19 protein-coding genes and 1 pseudogene are annotated in these 20,094 nt (G+C 34.1%); 17 read left to right on the top strand and 3 right to left on the bottom strand.

The genetic code is table 11. The features are described from left to right. Nucleotides 1–250: 250 nt before the first annotated feature. The 17 genes and pseudogenes from kdpB (at nucleotide 251) to ACKX2A_RS16895 (ending at nucleotide 16,003) form a co-directional block, all read left to right on the top strand. Complete coding sequence (gene kdpB / locus ACKX2A_RS16975) at nucleotides 251–2,290, top strand: potassium-transporting ATPase subunit KdpB (RefSeq protein WP_415326104.1); 2,040 nt, start codon at nucleotides 251–253, stop codon at nucleotides 2,288–2,290. Nucleotides 2,291–2,303: 13 nt separating this feature from the next. After that, the gene (gene kdpC, locus ACKX2A_RS16970; protein WP_415326102.1) at nucleotides 2,304–2,852 is read left to right on the top strand and encodes a potassium-transporting ATPase subunit KdpC; all 549 of its coding nucleotides are present in this window, start codon (nucleotides 2,304–2,306) and stop codon (nucleotides 2,850–2,852) included. 141 nt (nucleotides 2,853–2,993) lie between these two features. Next, nucleotides 2,994–4,361, top strand: a complete 1,368-nt coding sequence (locus ACKX2A_RS16965; protein WP_415326101.1) for an outer membrane beta-barrel protein — start codon at nucleotides 2,994–2,996, stop codon at nucleotides 4,359–4,361. A 238-nt stretch (nucleotides 4,362–4,599) separates the two neighbouring features. Then, entirely contained in the window at nucleotides 4,600–5,721 is a 1,122-nt protein-coding gene (locus tag ACKX2A_RS16960; RefSeq protein WP_415326099.1) for a sensor protein KdpD, read from the top strand. Between the two features lie 6 nt (nucleotides 5,722–5,727). Then, a complete protein-coding gene (locus ACKX2A_RS16955) occupies nucleotides 5,728–7,443 on the top strand; it encodes an ATP-binding protein (protein WP_415326098.1) in 1,716 nt (571 codons plus the stop codon). Nucleotides 7,444–7,529: 86 nt separating this feature from the next. Beyond that, on the top strand, nucleotides 7,530–8,006 hold the full coding sequence (locus tag ACKX2A_RS16950) for a hypothetical protein (protein ID WP_415326096.1): 477 nt from the start codon (nucleotides 7,530–7,532) through the stop codon (nucleotides 8,004–8,006). A gap of 32 nt (nucleotides 8,007–8,038) precedes the next feature. Continuing rightward, nucleotides 8,039–8,344, top strand: a complete 306-nt coding sequence (locus ACKX2A_RS16945) for a hypothetical protein (RefSeq protein ID WP_415326094.1) — start codon at nucleotides 8,039–8,041, stop codon at nucleotides 8,342–8,344. Nucleotides 8,345–8,356: 12 nt separating this feature from the next. Beyond that, nucleotides 8,357–9,109: a helix-turn-helix domain-containing protein gene (locus ACKX2A_RS16940; RefSeq protein WP_415326093.1), complete on the top strand. Its 753-nt coding sequence runs from the start codon at nucleotides 8,357–8,359 to the stop codon at nucleotides 9,107–9,109. 23 nt (nucleotides 9,110–9,132) lie between these two features. After that, the gene (locus ACKX2A_RS16935; RefSeq protein WP_415326092.1) at nucleotides 9,133–10,287 is read left to right on the top strand and encodes an FAD-dependent oxidoreductase; all 1,155 of its coding nucleotides are present in this window, start codon (nucleotides 9,133–9,135) and stop codon (nucleotides 10,285–10,287) included. Between the two features lie 189 nt (nucleotides 10,288–10,476). Continuing rightward, the gene (locus ACKX2A_RS16930) at nucleotides 10,477–11,772 is read left to right on the top strand and encodes a DUF389 domain-containing protein (protein ID WP_415326090.1); all 1,296 of its coding nucleotides are present in this window, start codon (nucleotides 10,477–10,479) and stop codon (nucleotides 11,770–11,772) included. A gap of 87 nt (nucleotides 11,773–11,859) precedes the next feature. Next, nucleotides 11,860–12,396: an HD domain-containing protein gene (locus tag ACKX2A_RS16925; RefSeq protein ID WP_415326088.1), complete on the top strand. Its 537-nt coding sequence runs from the start codon at nucleotides 11,860–11,862 to the stop codon at nucleotides 12,394–12,396. A gap of 3 nt (nucleotides 12,397–12,399) precedes the next feature. Next, nucleotides 12,400–12,967, top strand: a pseudogene (locus ACKX2A_RS16920) (YdeI/OmpD-associated family protein). Nucleotides 12,968–13,024: 57 nt separating this feature from the next. Further along, complete coding sequence (locus ACKX2A_RS16915) at nucleotides 13,025–13,444, top strand: hypothetical protein (protein WP_415326087.1); 420 nt, start codon at nucleotides 13,025–13,027, stop codon at nucleotides 13,442–13,444. A 28-nt stretch (nucleotides 13,445–13,472) separates the two neighbouring features. Beyond that, entirely contained in the window at nucleotides 13,473–14,222 is a 750-nt protein-coding gene (locus tag ACKX2A_RS16910) for a DUF6000 family protein (protein WP_415326086.1), read from the top strand. 47 nt (nucleotides 14,223–14,269) lie between these two features. Beyond that, nucleotides 14,270–14,665, top strand: a complete 396-nt coding sequence (locus tag ACKX2A_RS16905) for an immunity 22 family protein (RefSeq protein WP_415326084.1) — start codon at nucleotides 14,270–14,272, stop codon at nucleotides 14,663–14,665. Between the two features lie 30 nt (nucleotides 14,666–14,695). Next, a complete protein-coding gene (locus ACKX2A_RS16900) occupies nucleotides 14,696–15,355 on the top strand; it encodes a hypothetical protein (protein WP_415326082.1) in 660 nt (219 codons plus the stop codon). Between the two features lie 12 nt (nucleotides 15,356–15,367). Further along, entirely contained in the window at nucleotides 15,368–16,003 is a 636-nt protein-coding gene (locus tag ACKX2A_RS16895) for a hypothetical protein (protein WP_415326080.1), read from the top strand. A 54-nt stretch (nucleotides 16,004–16,057) separates the two neighbouring features. On the opposite strand, the gene ACKX2A_RS16890 is transcribed toward ACKX2A_RS16895, so the two are convergent. From ACKX2A_RS16890 to ACKX2A_RS16880, 3 genes are all read right to left on the bottom strand, one after another. Further along, on the bottom strand, nucleotides 16,058–16,504 hold the full coding sequence (locus ACKX2A_RS16890) for a DUF4822 domain-containing protein (protein ID WP_415326079.1): 447 nt from the start codon (nucleotides 16,502–16,504) through the stop codon (nucleotides 16,058–16,060). A 206-nt stretch (nucleotides 16,505–16,710) separates the two neighbouring features. Further along, the gene (gene polA / locus ACKX2A_RS16885; protein WP_415326077.1) at nucleotides 16,711–19,551 is read right to left on the bottom strand and encodes a DNA polymerase I; all 2,841 of its coding nucleotides are present in this window, start codon (nucleotides 19,549–19,551) and stop codon (nucleotides 16,711–16,713) included. 129 nt (nucleotides 19,552–19,680) lie between these two features. Beyond that, a complete protein-coding gene (locus ACKX2A_RS16880; protein ID WP_415326075.1) occupies nucleotides 19,681–20,031 on the bottom strand; it encodes an immunity 51 family protein in 351 nt (116 codons plus the stop codon). Nucleotides 20,032–20,094: the final 63 nt, after the last annotated feature.

The following is a 20,094-nucleotide window of genomic DNA, read 5'->3' as shown; positions in this document are numbered from 1 at the left end:
CGAATTATTAAGTTTAAAATATTCAAAGAATATTTTCTTAACTCAAGTTTAACTCCTTAAATAAATCTTAATGGTTCAAAGAAGAAAAATTTTCCAAACAATTAAAAATCAATAGTAAACCATTAAGCAAATTAGATTAAGAAACAGCATCACTTTTCATACTCTAATAATATTATCCATTTTAATACTTCAAAATTTAGTTTGTCTTAATGGTCATATTGGTTTCCAATGATATAACTCTTTCAAAAAAATGAAAAATCAATCCCAGACATTGTTTCAAAAAGATTTGGTAAACGAAGCGATCAAACAGTCTTTCGTAAAACTGAATCCGAAAATTATGTTTAAAAATCCTGTCATGTTCTTGGTAGAAATCGGAACAGTGGTGATGTTTATCGTAAGCTTATTTAGCTTAACCGGTGACAAATCACAAGGCAGCTTCAGTTATAATTTCTTAGTATTTATTATCTTATTTTTCACTGTTTTATTTGCCAATTTTGCTGAAGCCATCGCCGAAGCTAGAGGAAAAGCTCAGGCAGATACATTAAGAAAAACACGTGAAGAAACACCTGCAAAAGTTGTTGTTGACAATAAACAGGGATTTCAGGTAGAAACTATTTTAAAAAAATCTGCCGACATGAAACTGGGCGATATCTTTCTTTGTGAAACCGGCGATCAAATTCCGATGGATGGAGAAATTATCGAAGGTTTAGCAACCATTGACGAATCTGCCATCACAGGAGAAAGTGCTCCCGTAATCCGTGAAGCAGGAGGTGATAAAAGTTCCGTGACAGGCGGTACAAAAGTACTTTCTGACAGAATAAAAGTGAAAGTCACCACCAAACCTGGAGAATCTTTCCTTGATAAAATGATTGCCCTTGTAGAAGGTGCTTCAAGGCAAAAAACACCCAACGAAATCGCATTAACCATACTTTTAGCAGGGTTTACCCTCACATTCATAATCGTTACAGTTACTTTAAAACCCTTTGCAGATTATGCGCAGACGCCAATTACCATTGCGGCATTTATATCACTTTTCGTTTGTTTGATTCCCACAACGATTGGCGGTCTGCTTTCTGCAATCGGAATTGCAGGGATGGACAGAGCCTTGAGAGCCAACGTGATCACAAAAAGTGGTAAAGCCGTTGAAACTGCGGGAGACATTGATGTTCTGCTTCTCGACAAAACAGGAACCATTACCATCGGAAACCGTAAAGCGACCCAATTTCATCCTTCCAACGGAATTCAGCTTAATGAATTTATTAAAGCTTCGGCATTGAGTTCTGTTGCCGATGAAACGCCGGAAGGAAAATCCATTATAGAACTCAGCCAGTTAAAATCAGAAGATTTACTTGTTCCCAATCCTGTATATATCGATTTTACGGCTGAAACCAGAACTTCAGGTATCGATTTTGAAAACACAAGAATCCGAAAAGGAGCGTATGATACGATTAAAAAGCTAACAGAAAAAGCCGGAAATATTTTTCCACAAGAAACTCAGGAAGCCACAACAAAAATCTCTGAAAACGGCGGAACACCGTTAGTTGTTTGCGTAAATGATAAAGTTTGGGGTGTTATCGAACTTCAGGACATCATTAAAACAGGAATTCAGGAGCGTTTCCAACGATTGAGAAAAATGGGCGTAAAAACCGTGATGGTAACGGGTGACAATCCTTTAACGGCAAAATTTATTGCTGAAAAGGCAGGCGTTGATGATTTTATCGCAGAAGCCAAACCTGAAGATAAGATGAATTACATCAAAAAAGAACAACAAGAAGGAAAACTCGTTGCGATGATGGGCGACGGAACAAATGATGCTCCCGCTCTTGCACAAGCCGATGTCGGTGTTGCGATGAACAGCGGAACCCAGGCTGCCAAAGAAGCCGGAAATATGGTGGATTTGGATAATGACCCGACAAAATTAATTGAAATCGTTGAAATCGGAAAACAATTATTAATGACCCGCGGAACGTTAACGACCTTCAGTATTGCTAATGATGTTGCTAAATATTTTGCCATAATTCCGGCGTTGTTTATCACCTTTATTCCTGCTCTTCAAAAGTTGAATATCATGAATCTTCACAGTCCGGAATCTGCGATTTTATCGGCCATTATTTTCAATGCGATCATAATCCCTTTCCTGATTCCATTAGCTTTGAAAGGAGTTGCTTACAAACCCATCGGAGCAAGTGCATTATTAAGAAGAAATCTTTTAATCTATGGTTTAGGCGGAATTATCGTCCCATTCATTGGGATAAAACTCATTGATTTATTTATCAGTTTATTCTTTTAAAATTTAATTCAAAATGAAAAATCATATTCTATCAGCATTAAGATTAACGCTTGTCATGCTCGTTATTGTCGGAATTTATTTAGGCATTGTTTACGCAGGTTCTAAAGTTTTACCAACACAGGGAAATGCTGAAATCATCAATTATAAAGGTCAAAAATTTTATGCCAATATCGGACAGAATTTTACTTCCCCGAAATATTTTCACGGTCGTCCTTCTGCGGTAGATTACAATGCAGCCGGTAGCGCAGGTAGCAACAAAGGACCAAGCAACGAAGAATATTTACAAATCGTTCAAAAAAGAATTGACACTTTACGAAAGCAAAATCCGGACATGAAAAATGTAAAAGTTCCGGTGGAATTGGTTACCGCCAGCGGAAGCGGTCTCGATCCTGACATTTCTCCGGAAGGTGCTTTGTATCAAGTCAAAAGAGTTTCAAAATTTAGAAATATTTCTATCAAAAAATTAGAAAATCTAATTAAAGATCAAACGGAAACTTCTTTTTTTGGTCCTTCTAAAGTAAATGTTTTAAAACTAAATATTGCTCTAGACGAGATAAAATAATTCTATTTAAATAATCTTCCAAACTTTTTTAAAAGTAAACATTTAATTTCTTAACTTTCTATTCCTAGGTGGTCAGTTTTAAGAAGGAGATTATTTTTTTAATAAATCAAAAAAAACAACATTGTTATCAATATTTATATAATGAAATCAACAACTATTCAGGCTATTTTTTTATTAGGACTATTTGCTTTAAACCCTCTTAAAGCTCAGGAAATCAAACAAGATTCAATTTCCCTGCAATCTAAAGATTCTTTAAAAACAAATGATTCTAAAATTCCTTTTGACGGCTATGATCTTACATGGATTAATGGTCAGAACCGTCAGACCGATTTTCCTTTAACTTTAAAAGATAAAGACGGAGAAACGATTTTAACGGGTGTAACATATGTAGATGCCTATTACAATTACGATTTCCGAAATCCGAAAGATAATACGCACACTATTTCCTCTGCTATCGGGCGTTCCAATGAATTCACCATCAATATGGCAAGTATCGGTCTGGAAACAAACTACAAAAACACAATTGGTCGTTTGTGGCTTCAATTCGGACAGATGGGTTCTATCGTTCAGGATCTTGACGGAACCGTAAATCATGGAAAAAATACGAGCATAAGCAATTTAAAATATATTCGTGAGGCTGCTGCAGGTTACCATTTTAACGTGATGCATGGTCTGAATGTGGAAGCCGGGATTTTCATGAGCTACATCGGTTTGGAAAGTTATGTTTTAGGCGAGAACTGGAATTATCAGAGAAGTTTGGTCTGCGATTTCACACCTTTCTATTTTCAGGGAGCAAGAGTTCAGGCTTATCCTTCAAAAAAATATAAGGTTGAACTTTGGGTTTTGAACGGATGGCAAACCTACAATTCATGGAATAAAGGGCTTGGACTTGGGGTTTCAAACTATTATCGTCCGAACGAAAATCTACAATTAGTGGCCAATTTTTATTTAAACGGAAAAGACACAAGAAATAATTCTGATGTCCGTCGTTTTCATCATGACCACAGCATTGTTGCAAGATATTACCACAATAAGGAAAGTAACGGATTGTCACAGGCGGCGTTTAGTATCAACAATCATTACGGATTTCAGAGTGGTGGCGGCTTGAAGGCAAAAGACAATTATATGATCGGAACATCGATTGCGAACAGACTTTGGTTCCATCAAAATAAAATTGCTTTATCTTTAAGAGCAGATGCTGTGTCCAACCCGGGAGCCTATCTTGCGTTCTCCCCTTCTCCGGTTGCGAATAATGATTTTAATGATGCTTTAGCAAAAGGAGAAAAGCTTAAAATGTTTCAGGGTACTGCAACGGTTGATTTCATGCCGAATCAGTTCGTAACTTTCAGACTGGAATACGGATTCAGAAAAAGCAATATCCCTTATTTCGCAGGTCCCGGAGGAACCACGAGTCCCGATGGATGGATCGACACGCCTGTTGATTCATGGAGACCGGATTTGAGAAAATCGGACAGCAGAATGACTTTGGCGGTGATGTTTAGATTATAGTTAGATTAAATAATTGGTAAATCGCAAAGGCGTTATTATTAAAACAATCAACGTGCAGTTTGTCATTCTGACCGAAACGAAGTGGAGTGAAGAATCTAAAATATTATGTTGAGATTCTTCCTTCGTCAGAATGACAAATTCGACAGCTAATCAAAGATCTTTTTTGATTTTTAAACATCTTAAAGATCAACTATTTCAATACTTCTTGCGCCTTTGCCTTCACCAAGAAAAATAAAAAATGAACCAAGAAAAAAAAGAAGCAGAACATTTTTTAGAACTCATTCAAAAATCCCGGAAGGGAAAGTTTAAAATTTACATCGGAATGAGTGCAGGTGTGGGAAAAACGTTTCGTATGCTTCAGGAAGCTCATGCTTTGTTACGAAATGGAATTGATGTAAAAATCGGTTACATTGAAACTCATAAAAGAGAAGAAACCGAAGCTTTAGCGGAAGGAATTCCCGAAATTCCGCGACGGTCTTCTTTTTATAAAGGTAAAAATCTGGAGGAAATGGACCTACAAGCCATTATCAATATCCATCCCGAAGTTGTTCTCGTGGATGAATTGGCGCATTCTAACATCGAAGGTTCAAAAAATAAAAAACGATGGCAGGATGTCCTGGAAATTCTGGATAACGGGATCAACGTCATCAGCGCAATGAATATTCAGCATATTGAAAGTTTAAATGAAGAAGTAAAAAAAATAACAGGAATTGAAGTTTCTGAACGTGTTCCCGATAAAATTTTAGGCATAGCAGACGAAGTGGTGAATATTGATTTAACCGCCGATGAACTTTTAACACGGTTAAAGGAAGGAAAAATCTACAAAAAAGAAAAAATTCAGACTGCTTTAAATAATTTCTTTCAAAGCGGACATATTTTACAGCTTCGTGAACTGGCTTTAAAAGAAGTCGCCACTCATGTTGAAAGAAAAGTTGAAACAGAAATCAAAACGGAAAATTTTAAACCTATAAAATTTCTCGCCTGTATAAGCAGTAATGAAAAAATAGCGAAAAATATTATCCGAAAAACAGCAAGACTGGCAAGCTATTATAACAGTCCATGGACGGTTTTATACATTCAGAAGCCCTCTGAAAATCCTGAAAAAATAGCTTTAAATAAACAGCGTTTCTTAATTAATAATTTTAATTTAGCGCAAGAATTGGGAGCAAAAGTGATCCGATTGAAGGAAAACAGCATCCACAAAGGAATTCTGGAATATGTAATAGAACACAATATCACAACAGTCTGTATCGGAAAACCTCATGCTCATCTTTTGCAGAGAATTTTCGGGTATAGCTGGATTTATACCTTAATGAACCGATTGAATGAAAGACAAATCGACATTATTATTTTATCTTAAAACATAATGAAATTAAAAACAAAACTCACCCTTGGAGTAGGTCTTTTATTTGTGCTGATCGTTTTACTGTCGGTGATTGGCTCTGTGTACATCAATAAATTAAAATCGGATACCGAAAAAATTCTTACCGCCAATTATAACAGTCTGGAATTCTCCCAAAACATGCTGCTGGCGTTGGATAAAATAAAAACCGACAGCGCAATAGCGATTAAAGATTTTAAGAAAAATAATATTTTACAGGAAAAAAATTTAACTGAATTTGGAGAGAAAGAAGCCACTCAAAATTTAAATTTACATTTCAACAGTTATATTAAACAACCTTCACCTGAAAAAGAAAAACTGATCCGTGAGGATTTGGTTAAAATTATGTCGTTGAATATGAAAGGCATCGAGCGAAAAAGTGACATCGCCATCATCACCGCCGAAAATGCAACTTTCTGGATCGCCTGTTTGGGAACGATCTGCTTTTTAATTGCCGTTACTTTATTATTTAATCTTCCCCAAACCATTGCAGAACCGATTAATCAACTAACTTTCAGCATTCGACAAATTGCGAATAAAAATTATAATGAAAGGGTTCATTTCAAAGGAAGTGAAGAGTTTAATGATCTTGCAAATTCTTTCAACGTAATGGCGGAAAAGCTTCAGGAATACGAAAGCAGCACACTTTCCAAGCAATTGATGGATAAAAAACGCATCGAAACTTTGGTGAACAATATGCACGATGCCGTGATTGGCTTAGACGAAAATCATTTCATTTACATGATTAATGATGAGGCTCTGAAAATCACGAATTTAAATAAAGAAGAAATCATTGGAAAAACAGTTCATGAAGTTGCTGTAAATAATGATTTGGTAAGAGAATTATTGAAAAATATCGATCACCCACAAAAGGATCCCATTAAGATTGTTTCCGATAATAAAGAAAATTATTTCGAACAGGATATCATTCCTATTAATATTGTAAAGACAGGTGAAAAAGAAAAAAAATACATTGGAAAAGTAATTTTACTTAGAAATATTACCCCTTTCAAAGAACTTGATTTTGCAAAAACCAATTTTATCGCTACTATTTCTCATGAATTAAAAACGCCAATTTCGTCAATGAAAATGGGTGTTCAGTTATTAGGAAATCAAAAATTCGGAACATTGAACGAGCAGCAATTGGAATTATTAAACAGCATCAATGAAGACGGACAACGTTTATTAGATATCACAGGAGAATTGCTAAATTTATCTCAAGTTGAAACTGGAAATATCCGTTTAAATATTGAAAATTGTTCACCAAAAGAGATTGTTCAGACCGCTGTAAAAAATATTGAAAAACTAGCGGAGCAGAAAAATATTTCAGTCAACACTCAATTTTTATTAAATGACGATGATTTTGTTTCAGCGGATTTCGACAAAACGGTTTGGGTGATGAATAATTTCCTAAGCAACGCCATAAAACATTCTTTTCAGGATGAAAATATTCAGATTTTGGTTGAAAAATTGAATTCAAATATAAAATTCAGCATTACAGATACAGGAAAAGGGATTGATGAAAAGTACCATCGTCAGGTTTTTGACCGTTATTTTCAGGTTCCCGGTGAACATCAGAACGGAACAGGTTTAGGTTTAGCAATTTCCAAAAATTTTATTGAAAAACAACATGGCGAAATTGGAGTAAAAAGTTCGCCGAATCTGGGAAGTACATTTTATTTTGTGTTGCCGATGGCTTAGTTATTCGTTAACTTTGAAATTATTAATTCAAAAAAAAGAGTTCGTTTTATAAATAAATAAAAAAAATTTAAACGGCAGATCAAAATATGTCTGATATTATATTCCCTTGCTTCGTTGCAGGTTTAATTTTATTCTTCATCATCTCAAACATTTATTTTTTTATTGAAAAAAGAAAAATTCTAGCAAATTGCAAATTAGAAAACTCGATTGAATTAAAAAATATAAGTGGAACTATTTTCACAGATGAAGGAAGAAATAAAAGACTCGAATGGTGTACATTTAAGCTGTTAATTAATGAAAATTCAATTTTTCTTTTTTCAGCAAGCTTTGGTTTCATACCTTTTAAAACAACCAATCTTTTATTTTCAAATAAAAACAGGAAACATACTCGGAAGCCTACACTTCTTAGAGAGTACAAGATTGAAAACAATAATATTATCCTTATTTATTATCCTGATTATCTAATTAATAGACCTAAAAAGATTACATTAGAAAAGTTAAATCCGGAACAACTTTCCATTCTAGAAAAATCACTAGAAGGCAAAAGCAGAAGATTTTATTAATAAACTTAAAACGTTAACTTTAATCAAAAAAGATGTCTAAAAAAATTACTGATATTCCAAAGTTCACTCTTTGGCTTGAATTTGAAGCCGTAGAACCGGAAAGTTGGGGTATTTATAATGAACAATGTAATATTCATGTTGATTTAGAAGACGGCAGACATTATGGCTTAAATATTTGGACTTTTGATTTTTTTAAAACAACTTCTGAACATGATAGTCAATATATCATTCCTCCCGATCTATTTGTAAAAGAACTAACCCTAGAATGTATTGAAGCTACAATTCAAGATTTGCTACAATATGGTGATCTTGAAAAAGTATTAAATAAAAGTATTTAAGCTAATTTAGAAATGCCCAACCTCATCTACCAATCCAAAAAACCAGAAGCCAGCCTTTCACATTTCGTTGAAAGTTTTTGGATGCTGGACAATCCTTCGGAAAAAAAAGAAGTTATTCTTTTACCCGACGGAAGGATTGATCTGATCTTTTCACAATCTTCAATCGAACCGTTTCATGTCGTATTATTAGGAATCGGAACGCATCCTGAACAGGTAATTATTGCCGAAAAAACCAAGATTTTTGCGGTCAGTTTTAATTTACTGGCAACAGAATATATTTTACATCAAAGTGTTTCCGAATTATTGAATAATGCGGAAATTTTACCGTCTGACTTTTGGAATTTCAATGTTGATGATTTAAATGATTTTGAAAAATTCTGTGAAAAAATTTCAATTAAAATTAAAGATGAACTTTCCACACAAAAAATTGATGAAAGAAAGGTAAAATTGTTTGATTTAATTTATTCATCAAAAGGCTCATTAACGGTGAAAGAGCTTTCGGAAAAAGTAATTTGGAGCGAAAGACAAATCAACCGATATTTCAATCAGCAATTTGGAATTTCATTAAAATCATATTGTGGAATTCTACGTTTCAGAGCGTCTTTTCAACATATTAAAGAAGGAAAGTTATTTCCTGAAGAGAATTTTTCCGACCAGTCTCATTTCATTAAAGAGATTAAAAAACTTTCAGGTTTTCTGCCGAAAGAATTAAGTCAAAATAAAAACGACCGATTTATACAATTTTCCGTTCTGCCCAAAAAGTAATTTTGTACCATAAAATTTAAGTTATGGTCATAGACAATAAAAAAATAGCCATTGTTGGCGGAGGTCCTGGAGGATTAACTTTAGCAAGACTTTTACAATTGAAAAATGCAGATGTAAAAGTGTATGAAAGAGATGAAAACAAAGATGTTCGTGTACAAGGTGCAACATTGGATCTTCATGAAGAATCGGGATTGGAAGCCCTTCGCAGAGCAGGTTTAACAGATAAATTTAAAGAAAATTATCGCCCGAATGCAGGAAAATTAAAAATTTTAGACAAAAAACTGAATATTTTCCTAGACGAACACGCCTCTGAAGAATCTTACGCCGAAGATCGTCCTGAAATCGACAGAGCCCCTCTCAGAAAAATTTTACTTGAATCTTTACAGGCTGAAACGGTAGTTTGGGACAGTCAGTTTATTTCGATGGAAAAGCAAAATGAGGGTTGGCTACTGCACTTTAAAAACGGAAACTCTTATTACGCAGATATTGTGATCGCTGGTGATGGAGCCAATTCCAAAATCCGACCTTATCTTACGGATATCAAACCGATTTATTCGGGAGTGACCATGATTGAAGGAAATATTTACAACGCAGAAATCAATGCTCCAAAGTTGTGGAATCTAATTAATGGCGGAAAAATTTTCGCTTTAGATCATAATCAATCTTTACTTTTCAGCACAAAAGGTGATGGAACTTTGACGTTTTACACAGGTTGCAAAACCGATGAAAACTGGGTGAAAAATTCCGGAATTGATTTTAATAATAAACAACAGGTTTTTGATTGGTTTAAAAAAGAATTCTCAACTTGGGATAAAAATTTCCATGAATTATTCCAAAGTGATGAAATATCGATTATTCCCCGCCCACAATATCACTACGCTCTCGATCAGCATTGGGAAACTTCAGAAAATCTGACTTTGTTGGGCGATGCTGCTCACAGAATGCCGCCGTATGCCGGAGAAGGAGTAAATATGGCGATGCAGGATGCTTTTGAATTGGCTGAAAATCTAACAAATAATGAATTTCAAAATATAAAATCTGCAATTTCAAATTATGAAAAAAATATGTTGAAACGTGCTTCTGAGATTACAGAAATTACTTTGTTCAACACAGAAATGCTTCACGCTCCAAACGCGATTGAGAATCTCTTGAAAATGTTTCAGGGAGAAGAAATTTAGGATTTTAAGTTGAATACTTAAAGTTCTTAGTTTTGAAATTTCAATTTGGAATTAAAGTTTTAAAATGTATATTTGCTGAAGGCGGGATGAAATAATATTTCATCCCGCCTTTTTTTTATTTAACTAATTAATTAATTTTATTAAAACTTAATTTTAAGTTATTGTTTTTAATAAAATACACTCAATGACATGAAAAAGACAATTTCTGATTTCCTAAATCTACACACCGGTGAAGAAAATCCTAAACTCGTTCTCGAAAATGTAACCAGCAACGTATCTTTCCGAGGGGCAAATCTTTGGATTCTGGCGTGTGCTATTTTAATTGCTTCTGTAGGATTAAACGTGAATTCAACCGCTGTAATTATCGGCGCGATGTTGATTTCACCGTTGATGGGACCGATTGTGGGTGCGGGATTTGCTTTGGCAACATTCAATTTTGCATTATTAAAAAAATCCATCAAAAACCTTCTGATTGCAACAGTTGTGAGTTTGGTAGTCTCCTCGCTTTACTTTTATTTAAGCCCATTTAAAGAAATACAATCTGAATTATTAGCAAGAACTTCACCAAATATTTATGATGTTTTAATCGCGTTTTTCGGGGGAATTGTAGGAGCTATTTCCATCACCAGAGTTGAAAAGGGAAACCCAATTCCGGGAGTTGCCATCGCAACCGCCTTAATGCCACCACTTTGTACGGTTGGTTTTGGGATTGCGACAGGTAACTTTTCGTTCATTATGGGTGCGTTTTACCTTTACACCATTAACTGTTTTTTCATTTGTATTTCCACTTTTTTAATTATTAAATTATTAAAATATCAATCGGTACAAACAGCAAACAAAGCTGTTGAAAAAAGAATCCGTTATGGAATTTCGATTTTAATCATCGTGATGATTGTTCCAAGTTGCTATCTTGCTTATAATTTATTGAATGAAAGAAAATATTCTCAAAATGTAGAAAATTTCATCAATAATGAATTTACAAAAAACGGATACACAGTTATCTACAAAAAGGTTGATTATAATTCTAATCCAAAGTCGATTGAGTTGGCATTTTTAACTAAAAAATTTGACAGCGCAGAAATTAAAAAATTAAATAATTCGCTTAAAGATTTTGGAATTAACAATACCAATCTCAGTATCAAACAAAATACTTCCGATCTGAAATCTGAAATTCTGAACGAAATCAACCTTCAGAAAACTACATTTTCAGAAAAAGATTTACAAATTAAGGAGCTGAAAAATGAATTGGGAGAATATAAAATGGATAACCCTGAACTAATTAAAGAAATTCAGATTCTTTTCCCGGAAGTAAAGGAAATGGCCGTCGGGAAACTTCAAAATTTTTATGCTAAAGATTCTTCGAGTGTAGAAACTGCATTTTTGTACCAGTCGGATTCTAAAATTGATGAGTCTAAACTAAAATCATGGCTGGAAAATAAACTAAAGGTGAATAAAGTGATTTTGATGAATACGAAAGAGAAATAAAATTTAATTTTTCTTTTAAATACGAGTTGTGATTTGTTATGAAGATAAAAAATATAGTATTTTAGATAGCGAATCACAACTTTCATTATGAATAATATTCAGGAAATTTACCAAAACACCATAAAATTTGCAGCTCAACTGCACGCCGATAAAAACCAAACCATCCCGGGAACGAATCTTCCTTACGTTGTTCATCTCAGCAATGTCGCGATGGAAATTTTAATTGCTTCAGAAAAATCTGAAAATTTTGATACTGAATTTGCTGTTCAACTCGCTTTACTTCATGATACTCTGGAAGATACAGTCGTAACTTTTGAACAGATTGAAAACGAATTCGGAAAGAAAGTTGCACAAGGTGTTCTGGCTTTAACTAAAAATTCCGACCTCGAAAAATCCGAACAAATGATGGATAGTTTGAGAAGAATTCAACAACAACCGAAAGAGGTCTGGGCAGTGAAATTGGCCGACAGAATTACCAATCTGCAACGTCCACCTCATTTTTGGAAAGCAGAAAAAATCCAAAAATATAAGGAGGAAGCACAAATTATTTTGAATGAGCTTCGCGGTGGAAATGAATATCTGGAAAACAGATTGAAAGAGAAAATTGAAACTTATAATCAGTAAAAAATGGCAGCAACATTTTTCCCAACACCAGAAGAATTTCGAAAATGGCTGGAGAAAAACCATAAAAATGAGAAAGAACTTTTGGTAGGATTTTACAAAGTCGGAACGAAAAAACCTTCCATCACATGGTCTGAATCCGTGGATCAGGCGTTATGTTTTGGCTGGATTGATGGTGTCCGAAAATCGATTGATGAAGAAAGTTACAGCATTCGTTTTACGCCAAGAAAACCGACCAGCATTTGGAGCGCCATCAATATCAAAAAAATGGAAGACCTTACCAAAGCCGGTTTAATGACTTCGGAAGGTTTGAAAGCTTTTGAATTGAGAAACCCGGAGAGATCCGCCATTTATTCCCACGAAAAAGAATTGGCAACACTTTATCCTGAATACGAAAAGCAATTTAAAGCCAATAAGAAAGCATGGGAATTTTTCAATAATCAAGCACCGTCTTATAAAAAAGGTGATGTTGCATTGGATTACGAGTGCGAAACAGGAGAAAACGAGGCTGTCGAGGTTGGAGAAGACGATTAAGGAAAGTGAATTGGGGAAGAGGATTTCGTTTTATGGTTGATTTTTTAATTATTACTGTTAAATTCAATAAAAACAAAATAAACTAAAAACTAATTCCATGAATACAAAAGACATTATAGATACTGTTGCTCTTATTGGTATAGGTGGACTTTTAAAAAGTGCTTTTGATTATTTTTACGTAGAAAAAAGAAAAAGGAAAGATCAATCAAGACACGAATTTAAAGAATTAAGATATAAAGCAATTCTTATTTTATGTCATAGTTTATTAGATTATGAGACAAGTATAGAAAAACTTTCAAATCATAGGCCTGATATTCAATCTAAAGAGGAATTAATTAAAGAGATAGAATTGGAATGGTTTAATATGGCTCTTTATGCTTCGGATACTGTAATTTTAGCAACTAAAAAATTCATCTTATCAAATAGTCATGAAAATCTTACAAATATGATTCTTGCGATGCGAAGAAGTCTTTATGATATTAAAAGTTCTCTTTCTTTCCAAGACTTTACACTGTAATCTTAGATAAAATTAGAAAAAACGAAACATGAATAATGACCTTCAAAATGAAATGGAGCTACATTCTGCAGGAGCAACTGTAAGACACGCTTCCATTTTCAATCATTTGGAAACATATAGAAATGATTTTCAGCTAACCCAAGAATTTATTAATAAATGGGTAATTCCTTTGTACATGAAAATTAGGCATACTAATGACAATGAATGGGTGGAATATCTTAAACAGCTTAAGGACGAAATTACAGAGGAAGTAACACTAACTCTTTTGGGCGATTTCAATTGGCGAACAAGAACTATTGGAGCTTATCTTTCTGCATTGAAAAACTATGAAAATCAAATAGATATTATTGGTGTTCATTTACTTAAAAGTGAGGTTTGTTATGCCGGAGACCTTTATGCAATGGTACTCGCTTATTACAATACTCCCCAAACCATCGAATATTTAAATCAATATTTGGACTATTATTTACAAAAACCTGACCTTTATTTTGATCAGGAAAGTGTCCTGGAAACCGTTGCTTATCTTGATATTATCAACCAAACCGATCATCTTTCCAAACATTTAAATCAACGGAATACTATGTTGGAAAAGCGTGGTGAAATTTCAAAAATCAGAAATATTCAGGTCGCAAGAATAATTGAAGAACAAGAAGGTAAGGATAAAGCTCAGAAATTTTTGAAGAGTTTAAACCATGTCATTGTAAATCCTGAATTAAATACTAAACGAATATCTGAACAAGTTGAATTTTTAAATGAATTAAGAAAATACTTTGCTTAAAATATTATCATACCTTTGATTTTTCAAGTTTAAAATTAAAATAACAGATGAACACAGACGTACTAGATTTCTGGGTAGGAAATTTCAACAGTGAGGAAGATTTTTATGAATTTGTGGAAGAAGATGAAAAATTTTATCTCGAAGAGGATTCTGATGATGTTTTTATATCAAGATTTGCAGAATCTCAGGATACGATTTGGCTGGATCACGATTTTGTAGAATATGGTTTTGATGACAGAAATGTTGGTCTTTATGAGAAATTTGCCGACTATTCGTTTGCAGAACAGTGGCTTCCTATTTTAATCAACAGAATCAATGAGATGAATTTGGATATGAATATCAATTCCATCATTTTCCTAAACAAACAAATTCCAAGACCTGTTTCTGTGGAGAATGATTTTTTCTCTTTGACTTATATTGGTGGAATTGAATATTCTGTTTAAAAATCCATCAAATCACAAAATAATCAAACCATGAATAACCATTTCAAACTTACGGGTGGGGTGAGAATCGGAAGAGCCAATGCAACCTATCCTTTTGCCGATCTGTATGTTGATGAAAATATATTGAAAATCAATGCTTCGCTTGTCGGAAATCTGATTTTTCAGCCACAGGATATTATTTCAATAAAACCTTATAATTCTTTACCGTTGATCGGACAAGGAATAAAGATCTTACATCGGGTGGAAAATTATGATCAGAACGTTATTTTCTGGACGATGAAAGATCCGGATTTTGTGATTAATGAAATTAAGCAAACAGGCTTTTTAGATAAAATACATTTACCGCTTACTCAAAAAGACTTAAAAATAGTTGAACAACAAAAACAAGGCGGATTTCCGTTAAAAACATTTGTAGGAATAACTTTCTTCGTGCTTTGGAACGTTCTTGTCCTTTATGATATTCTGCCTTTTTTTGCCGATTCAAATTCTTCAAAGCCTTTCGGAGCTGGAATTTCTACAGCATTAGGTCTACTATTCACCACAGCCTTACTCACTTTAATTTCCGGAGATTTCCGAAGATTAATTCTAAAAGAAGGAAGAGATTTGGAAGATGTGAAAAAGATTGCGGTTTTTATTCTGCTTTTAAGCGGAGTGATGTTTACAGCTTTTATGACGTTTGCTTTGTCGTAAACACTTAACAATATGATTTCTAAAAGGTTATTATTCATCAATATTCTTATACTTATTTTAATATTAAGTGTATATGTTTTCGGATTTAGTCTTTTAAACTATTCCATGAGATTCGATTTCTGGTATTGTCTTAAAGAATGTAACCTTCAATATCTTATTCTTGCCTTAGTATTTATTACTTTGATTTCGTGGTTAATCAGTACTTTAAAAATTAAAAATCTTAATTCTAAGAACAAATTTTTACTGGTCTATGCGATATTGTGCAGCTTGTTGCTTTGCTACTTTACATATACTGCACTTAGCTCTTACATTAAAGAAAAAAAAGCGATCACAACACTTGAAAACGAATATATAAAACAAGCAAAGAAGGACATCAAAAATGACAATGTAACTTTCAGATTTGCAGGAGGATTCGAAATACCAATGTATGATAATCAAACGTTAAAAATGATAGACAGCATCAGAAAAAATTATGGTGTAAGCTACCAAAATACGGGTTGTGTTATTGATAATATTGATATTGAAGCTCAGAAAAAATATGATGAAATTGTAAAAATTTATTTGGAAAAACGCAATGGAAAAGGTTGGGAAAATAAAATGAGGAAAGAAATTGAAAAAGTTCAAAATAACAGCATTCATTCAAAATAAGAAAAACTTCCGTTTTCACGGAAGTTTTCTTTCAAAACCAATAACATCCTTTTACTATAAAGGACTATGCTCAACCGTCAGTTTCTGACCGTTTACTACAATAGCATAAACAAAACTTTTCGGTGTAAGAGTAATAATATCTACAATTCTTGTGAAAATAATTTCACCGGAACCGTTCAAATTTTTGCCAACCAAAATTCTTCTTTTTCCATCGGGCGTGATTGACCAATCTCCAATTGAGCGAACTGTACCATCAAAATTGGTAATCGCATAAGTGCCATCCATTTTATATTCTGCATTTCCAACAAAACCCATATTCTGGCTAGTCACGTCGTTTCCGTTTGCGTCTTTTACGACAGTCGTCTTCCATTTTGTAGAAGCCAATACTTGTGACGGAGTCGTTTCCGAAACATATTCTGTATTATGTGAGCATGACACTACAATCCCTGTTAAAGCTGATAATGAAAGCACCAGAAAAAGTGCAATTTGAAGAATCCTCATTTGTGTTGTTTTGACAAACATAGAAACTTTTTCTCAAATCACCAAATCTCATTGATAATCTGAAAATTACACACGAAATTAATATTAATTAATTTTAGAATTTTTAATTAATTATTTTAATTTAAATAAAACAAATTTGACTTAAAAAAGAAAAACTTCCACATTATTATGAAAGTTTTTTATTTTGATTTTTTATGAATTCATTTTTAATGAGCTTCCAGCCAGTTATCTCCTACTCCAACCTCAACAAGCAATGGAACCTGTGTTTCCACAGCGTTTTCCATTTCCATTTTGATGATGTTTTGGGCTATTTCAAGCTCTTCTATTGGCGCTTCGAAAATTAATTCGTCATGAACCTGCAGCAACATTTTGGTCTGCAATTTTTCTTTTTCCAGTTCTTTCTGAATTTTAATCATCGCCATTTTTACAACGTCTGCCGCACTTCCCTGAACAGGTGCATTAACAGCATTTCTTTCCGCGTGCCCACGTACAACAAAATTATTGGAATTAATATCTTTTAAATGACGTTTTCTACCCAAAAGTGTTTCCACATAACCCTGCTGACGCGCTTTATTTACCTGCTCCGCCATGTATTCCTTCAATTTTGGATAGGTTTCAAAATACGCTTCGATCATTTGTTTGGCTTCCGTTCTGGAAAGTCCGGTTTGCTCTGCTAACGCAAAAGCACCTTGTCCGTAAATAATTCCAAAATTCACCGTCTTTGCCTGGCTTCTCTGCGTTTTCGAAACTTCTTCCAATGGAATTTTAAACAATTTCGCCGCCGTTGAAGCATGAATATCCTCACCATCCTGGAAGGCTTTAATCATGTTATCTTCACCCGAAATTTCGGCAATTAATCGAAGTTCGATCTGTGAATAATCGGCAGAAATAATCTTCTTTCCTTCTCCCGAAACAAACGCTCCACGAATTTGCTGACCTCTCAACGTACGGATCGGAATATTCTGCAAATTTGGATTTACACTCGCCAAACGACCTGTTGCTGCCGTAGTTTGCGAGAAATTGGTATGAACACGATTATCCGTTTTTTCAATCTGAGACGGCAATGCATCAACATAAGTGGATTTTAATTTCTGATACGTTCTGTATTCTAAAATATGCTGAATAATTTCGTGCTTTGAAGCCAGTTTTTGAAGCACATCTTCCGACGTTGCGTACTGACCTGTTTTTGTTTTTTTCGCTTTCGGATCGAGCTGCATTTTATCAAACAGAATATCCCCCAATTGTCTTGGTGAATTCATATTGAATTCTTCTCCCGAAAGTTCAAATATTTTTGATTCTAATTGTTTTAAATCATTCTCTAGATCAACACTTTCCTGAGCCAACCACTTTTCATCAAGAGAAATTCCCGCGAGTTCCATTTTAGCCAAAACTTCCATTAGCGGCATTTCGATATTAAAGAATAAATCTTCTAAATTTTCCTTTTTTAATTGAGGTGCAAATAGCTCATATAACTGGAAAGTAACGTCTGCATCTTCAGCCGCATAATCTGTCTGAGTTCTCAGATCTGCATCTCTGAAATTACCTTGTTTTTTTCCTTTTTTACCGATAATTGTCTCGATGGAAACAGGTTTATAATTCAAATAAACTTCTGAAAGATAATCCATTCCGTGTCTTCCGTCTGGATTTAAAAGGTAATGTGCAATCATCGTATCGAACATAGCTCCCTTCACGGTAATATTGTATCGTTGAAGAATTTTATAATCAAATTTAAGATTATGAGCCACTTTCACCAGATCTTCTTTTTCAAAGAACGGTCTGAAAATTTCCAAAGTCTGTAAAACTTCGCCCTGATCTTCGGACAAAGGAATATAATATGCCAATCCTTTTTTATAAGAGAAACTCATTCCGACCAATTCGGCTTCCAGCTCGTTCAGAGAAGTAGTTTCTGTATCAAAACAAACCACTTTTTGCTTTAATAAATTATCAACTAAAATTTTCTGAGCTTTCGGATTATTCACAAATTGATATAAATGATCATTCTGCTCAATTGTTGATTTTGTGGACGTTGCCTGATCCAATTCTTCATACGTCGCAAAAAGATCCAGTTGACCAACTGCCTGTGCCACTTTTTGTTGAGGAGTTGTCTCTGTGACAGTCACTTCAACCTCAGCAACAACAGTCGTGGTAGTAACAGCCGGAGCAAAGGCACGGTAAAGGTTTTCATATAATCTTCGGAATTCGATTTCTTCAAAAACTTCTTTTACTTTATCGAAATCAGGAGTTTCCAGGTCATATTGTTCCTGATGGAATTCAACCGGAGCATCACAGATAATTGTTGCTAATTTTTTAGATAAAATTCCACGCTCTGCCGATGCTTCTACTTTTTCTTTAAGCTTTCCTTTTAGTTGATCGGTGTTGGCCAAAAGATTTTCAATGCTTCCGAATTCTTTAAGGAATTTCATCGCTGTTTTTTCGCCAACGCCTTCCAATCCAGGAATATTATCTACTGCATCGCCCATCATCGCAAGAAAATCGATCACCTGTTTCGGATCTTCAATTTCATATTTTGCCTTAACTTCCTCTACTCCCAAGATTTCAATATCTCCACCTTTCAAACCAGGTTTATAGATTTTAATTTTATCTGTAACAAGCTGTGCAAAATCTTTATCAGGGGTAACCATAAATGTAGTATATCCCTCCTTTTCCGCTTTGCAGGCAATAGTTCCGATTACATCATCCGCTTCATAGCCCGGAACTCCCAAAATAGGAATGTGCATCGCTTCCAAAATTCTGTGAATGTATGGAATCGCATTTTTAATAGCCTCCGGAGTTTCGCTTCGGTTTGCTTTGTAATCTGAGAAGTCTTCTGTCCTCACACTTGCCTCTCCCACATCAAAAACAACGGCCAAATGTGTTGGCTTTTCTCTTCGGATTAATTCAATCAAAGAATTGGTAAATCCAAAAATCGCAGAAGTATCCAATCCTTTACTGGTAATTCTCGGACTTCTGATCAATGCATAATATCCCCTGAAAATCATCGCATAGGCATCGATGAGAAATAACCTTTTATCTTGTGTTGCGTCCATATTTTCCATAAAGAACAAATATAAGAAATTACTTTTCTTTTGTCTTAAAACAAAAGAAACAAAAATTCAAATCTGGGAATGACAAAAAAAAGACCCCGAAAATGAGGTCTTTAGTTGTATAGAAAAATTTTAATCTAATTCTGCTTTTGAGAATAAATCCTGAATCAACATTTCGTCGTCGCAGGCTTTTTTGAACTCCGAGATGAATTCTTTTAAACTCTCCGGATTGTTGGAATAGGCACAAAACATATCGGCTTCGGGATCGAACTTGATATCGTTTGTCAAATTGGGCTTTTTCTCGTTTACAAAAACTTTTGCCAGCGAAGTCCAGTCGTAACCGTTTCCTTCAAAACCTTCGTCTTTTCGCCATTCGAAAATATCTGGTTTATAAGTTCCCGCATTTAAACATACTGAATACGTTTTTTCTGAGGATACCCAAAAGAAGGGTTTAATAGTAGTCTCAAAATTGTAGGCTTCCATAATGTTTTTATTAAAATTAATTGAATATTAAAGATAATAATTTTCTAAGCTTCTCAATTTTTT

This window comes from Chryseobacterium sp. MMS23-Vi53, assembly GCF_047651245.1.
In the GTDB taxonomy this organism is placed as follows: Bacteria; Bacteroidota; Bacteroidia; order Flavobacteriales; family Weeksellaceae; genus Chryseobacterium.
Note: the sequence above shows the minus strand (reverse complement) of the source record. Positions and strands in the feature narration are given on the sequence as shown.

What these genes read in the sequence shown, in the direction of transcription:
- kdpB (WP_415326104.1), top strand. Translation starts at nt 251, where the DNA reads ATGAAAAATCAATCCCAGACATTGTTTCAAAAAGATTTGGTAAACGAA.
- kdpC (WP_415326102.1), top strand. Translation starts at nt 2,304, where the DNA reads ATGAAAAATCATATTCTATCAGCATTAAGATTAACGCTTGTCATGCTC.
- ACKX2A_RS16965 (WP_415326101.1), top strand. Translation starts at nt 2,994, where the DNA reads ATGAAATCAACAACTATTCAGGCTATTTTTTTATTAGGACTATTTGCT.
- ACKX2A_RS16960 (WP_415326099.1), top strand. Translation starts at nt 4,600, where the DNA reads ATGAACCAAGAAAAAAAAGAAGCAGAACATTTTTTAGAACTCATTCAA.
- ACKX2A_RS16955 (WP_415326098.1), top strand. Translation starts at nt 5,728, where the DNA reads ATGAAATTAAAAACAAAACTCACCCTTGGAGTAGGTCTTTTATTTGTG.
- ACKX2A_RS16950 (WP_415326096.1), top strand. Translation starts at nt 7,530, where the DNA reads ATGTCTGATATTATATTCCCTTGCTTCGTTGCAGGTTTAATTTTATTC.
- ACKX2A_RS16945 (WP_415326094.1), top strand. Translation starts at nt 8,039, where the DNA reads ATGTCTAAAAAAATTACTGATATTCCAAAGTTCACTCTTTGGCTTGAA.
- ACKX2A_RS16940 (WP_415326093.1), top strand. Translation starts at nt 8,357, where the DNA reads ATGCCCAACCTCATCTACCAATCCAAAAAACCAGAAGCCAGCCTTTCA.
- ACKX2A_RS16935 (WP_415326092.1), top strand. Translation starts at nt 9,133, where the DNA reads ATGGTCATAGACAATAAAAAAATAGCCATTGTTGGCGGAGGTCCTGGA.
- ACKX2A_RS16930 (WP_415326090.1), top strand. Translation starts at nt 10,477, where the DNA reads ATGAAAAAGACAATTTCTGATTTCCTAAATCTACACACCGGTGAAGAA.
- ACKX2A_RS16925 (WP_415326088.1), top strand. Translation starts at nt 11,860, where the DNA reads ATGAATAATATTCAGGAAATTTACCAAAACACCATAAAATTTGCAGCT.
- ACKX2A_RS16915 (WP_415326087.1), top strand. Translation starts at nt 13,025, where the DNA reads ATGAATACAAAAGACATTATAGATACTGTTGCTCTTATTGGTATAGGT.
- ACKX2A_RS16910 (WP_415326086.1), top strand. Translation starts at nt 13,473, where the DNA reads ATGAATAATGACCTTCAAAATGAAATGGAGCTACATTCTGCAGGAGCA.
- ACKX2A_RS16905 (WP_415326084.1), top strand. Translation starts at nt 14,270, where the DNA reads ATGAACACAGACGTACTAGATTTCTGGGTAGGAAATTTCAACAGTGAG.
- ACKX2A_RS16900 (WP_415326082.1), top strand. Translation starts at nt 14,696, where the DNA reads ATGAATAACCATTTCAAACTTACGGGTGGGGTGAGAATCGGAAGAGCC.
- ACKX2A_RS16895 (WP_415326080.1), top strand. Translation starts at nt 15,368, where the DNA reads ATGATTTCTAAAAGGTTATTATTCATCAATATTCTTATACTTATTTTA.
- ACKX2A_RS16890 (WP_415326079.1), bottom strand. Translation starts at nt 16,504, where the DNA reads ATGAGGATTCTTCAAATTGCACTTTTTCTGGTGCTTTCATTATCAGCT.
- polA (WP_415326077.1), bottom strand. Translation starts at nt 19,551, where the DNA reads ATGGACGCAACACAAGATAAAAGGTTATTTCTCATCGATGCCTATGCG.
- ACKX2A_RS16880 (WP_415326075.1), bottom strand. Translation starts at nt 20,031, where the DNA reads ATGGAAGCCTACAATTTTGAGACTACTATTAAACCCTTCTTTTGGGTA.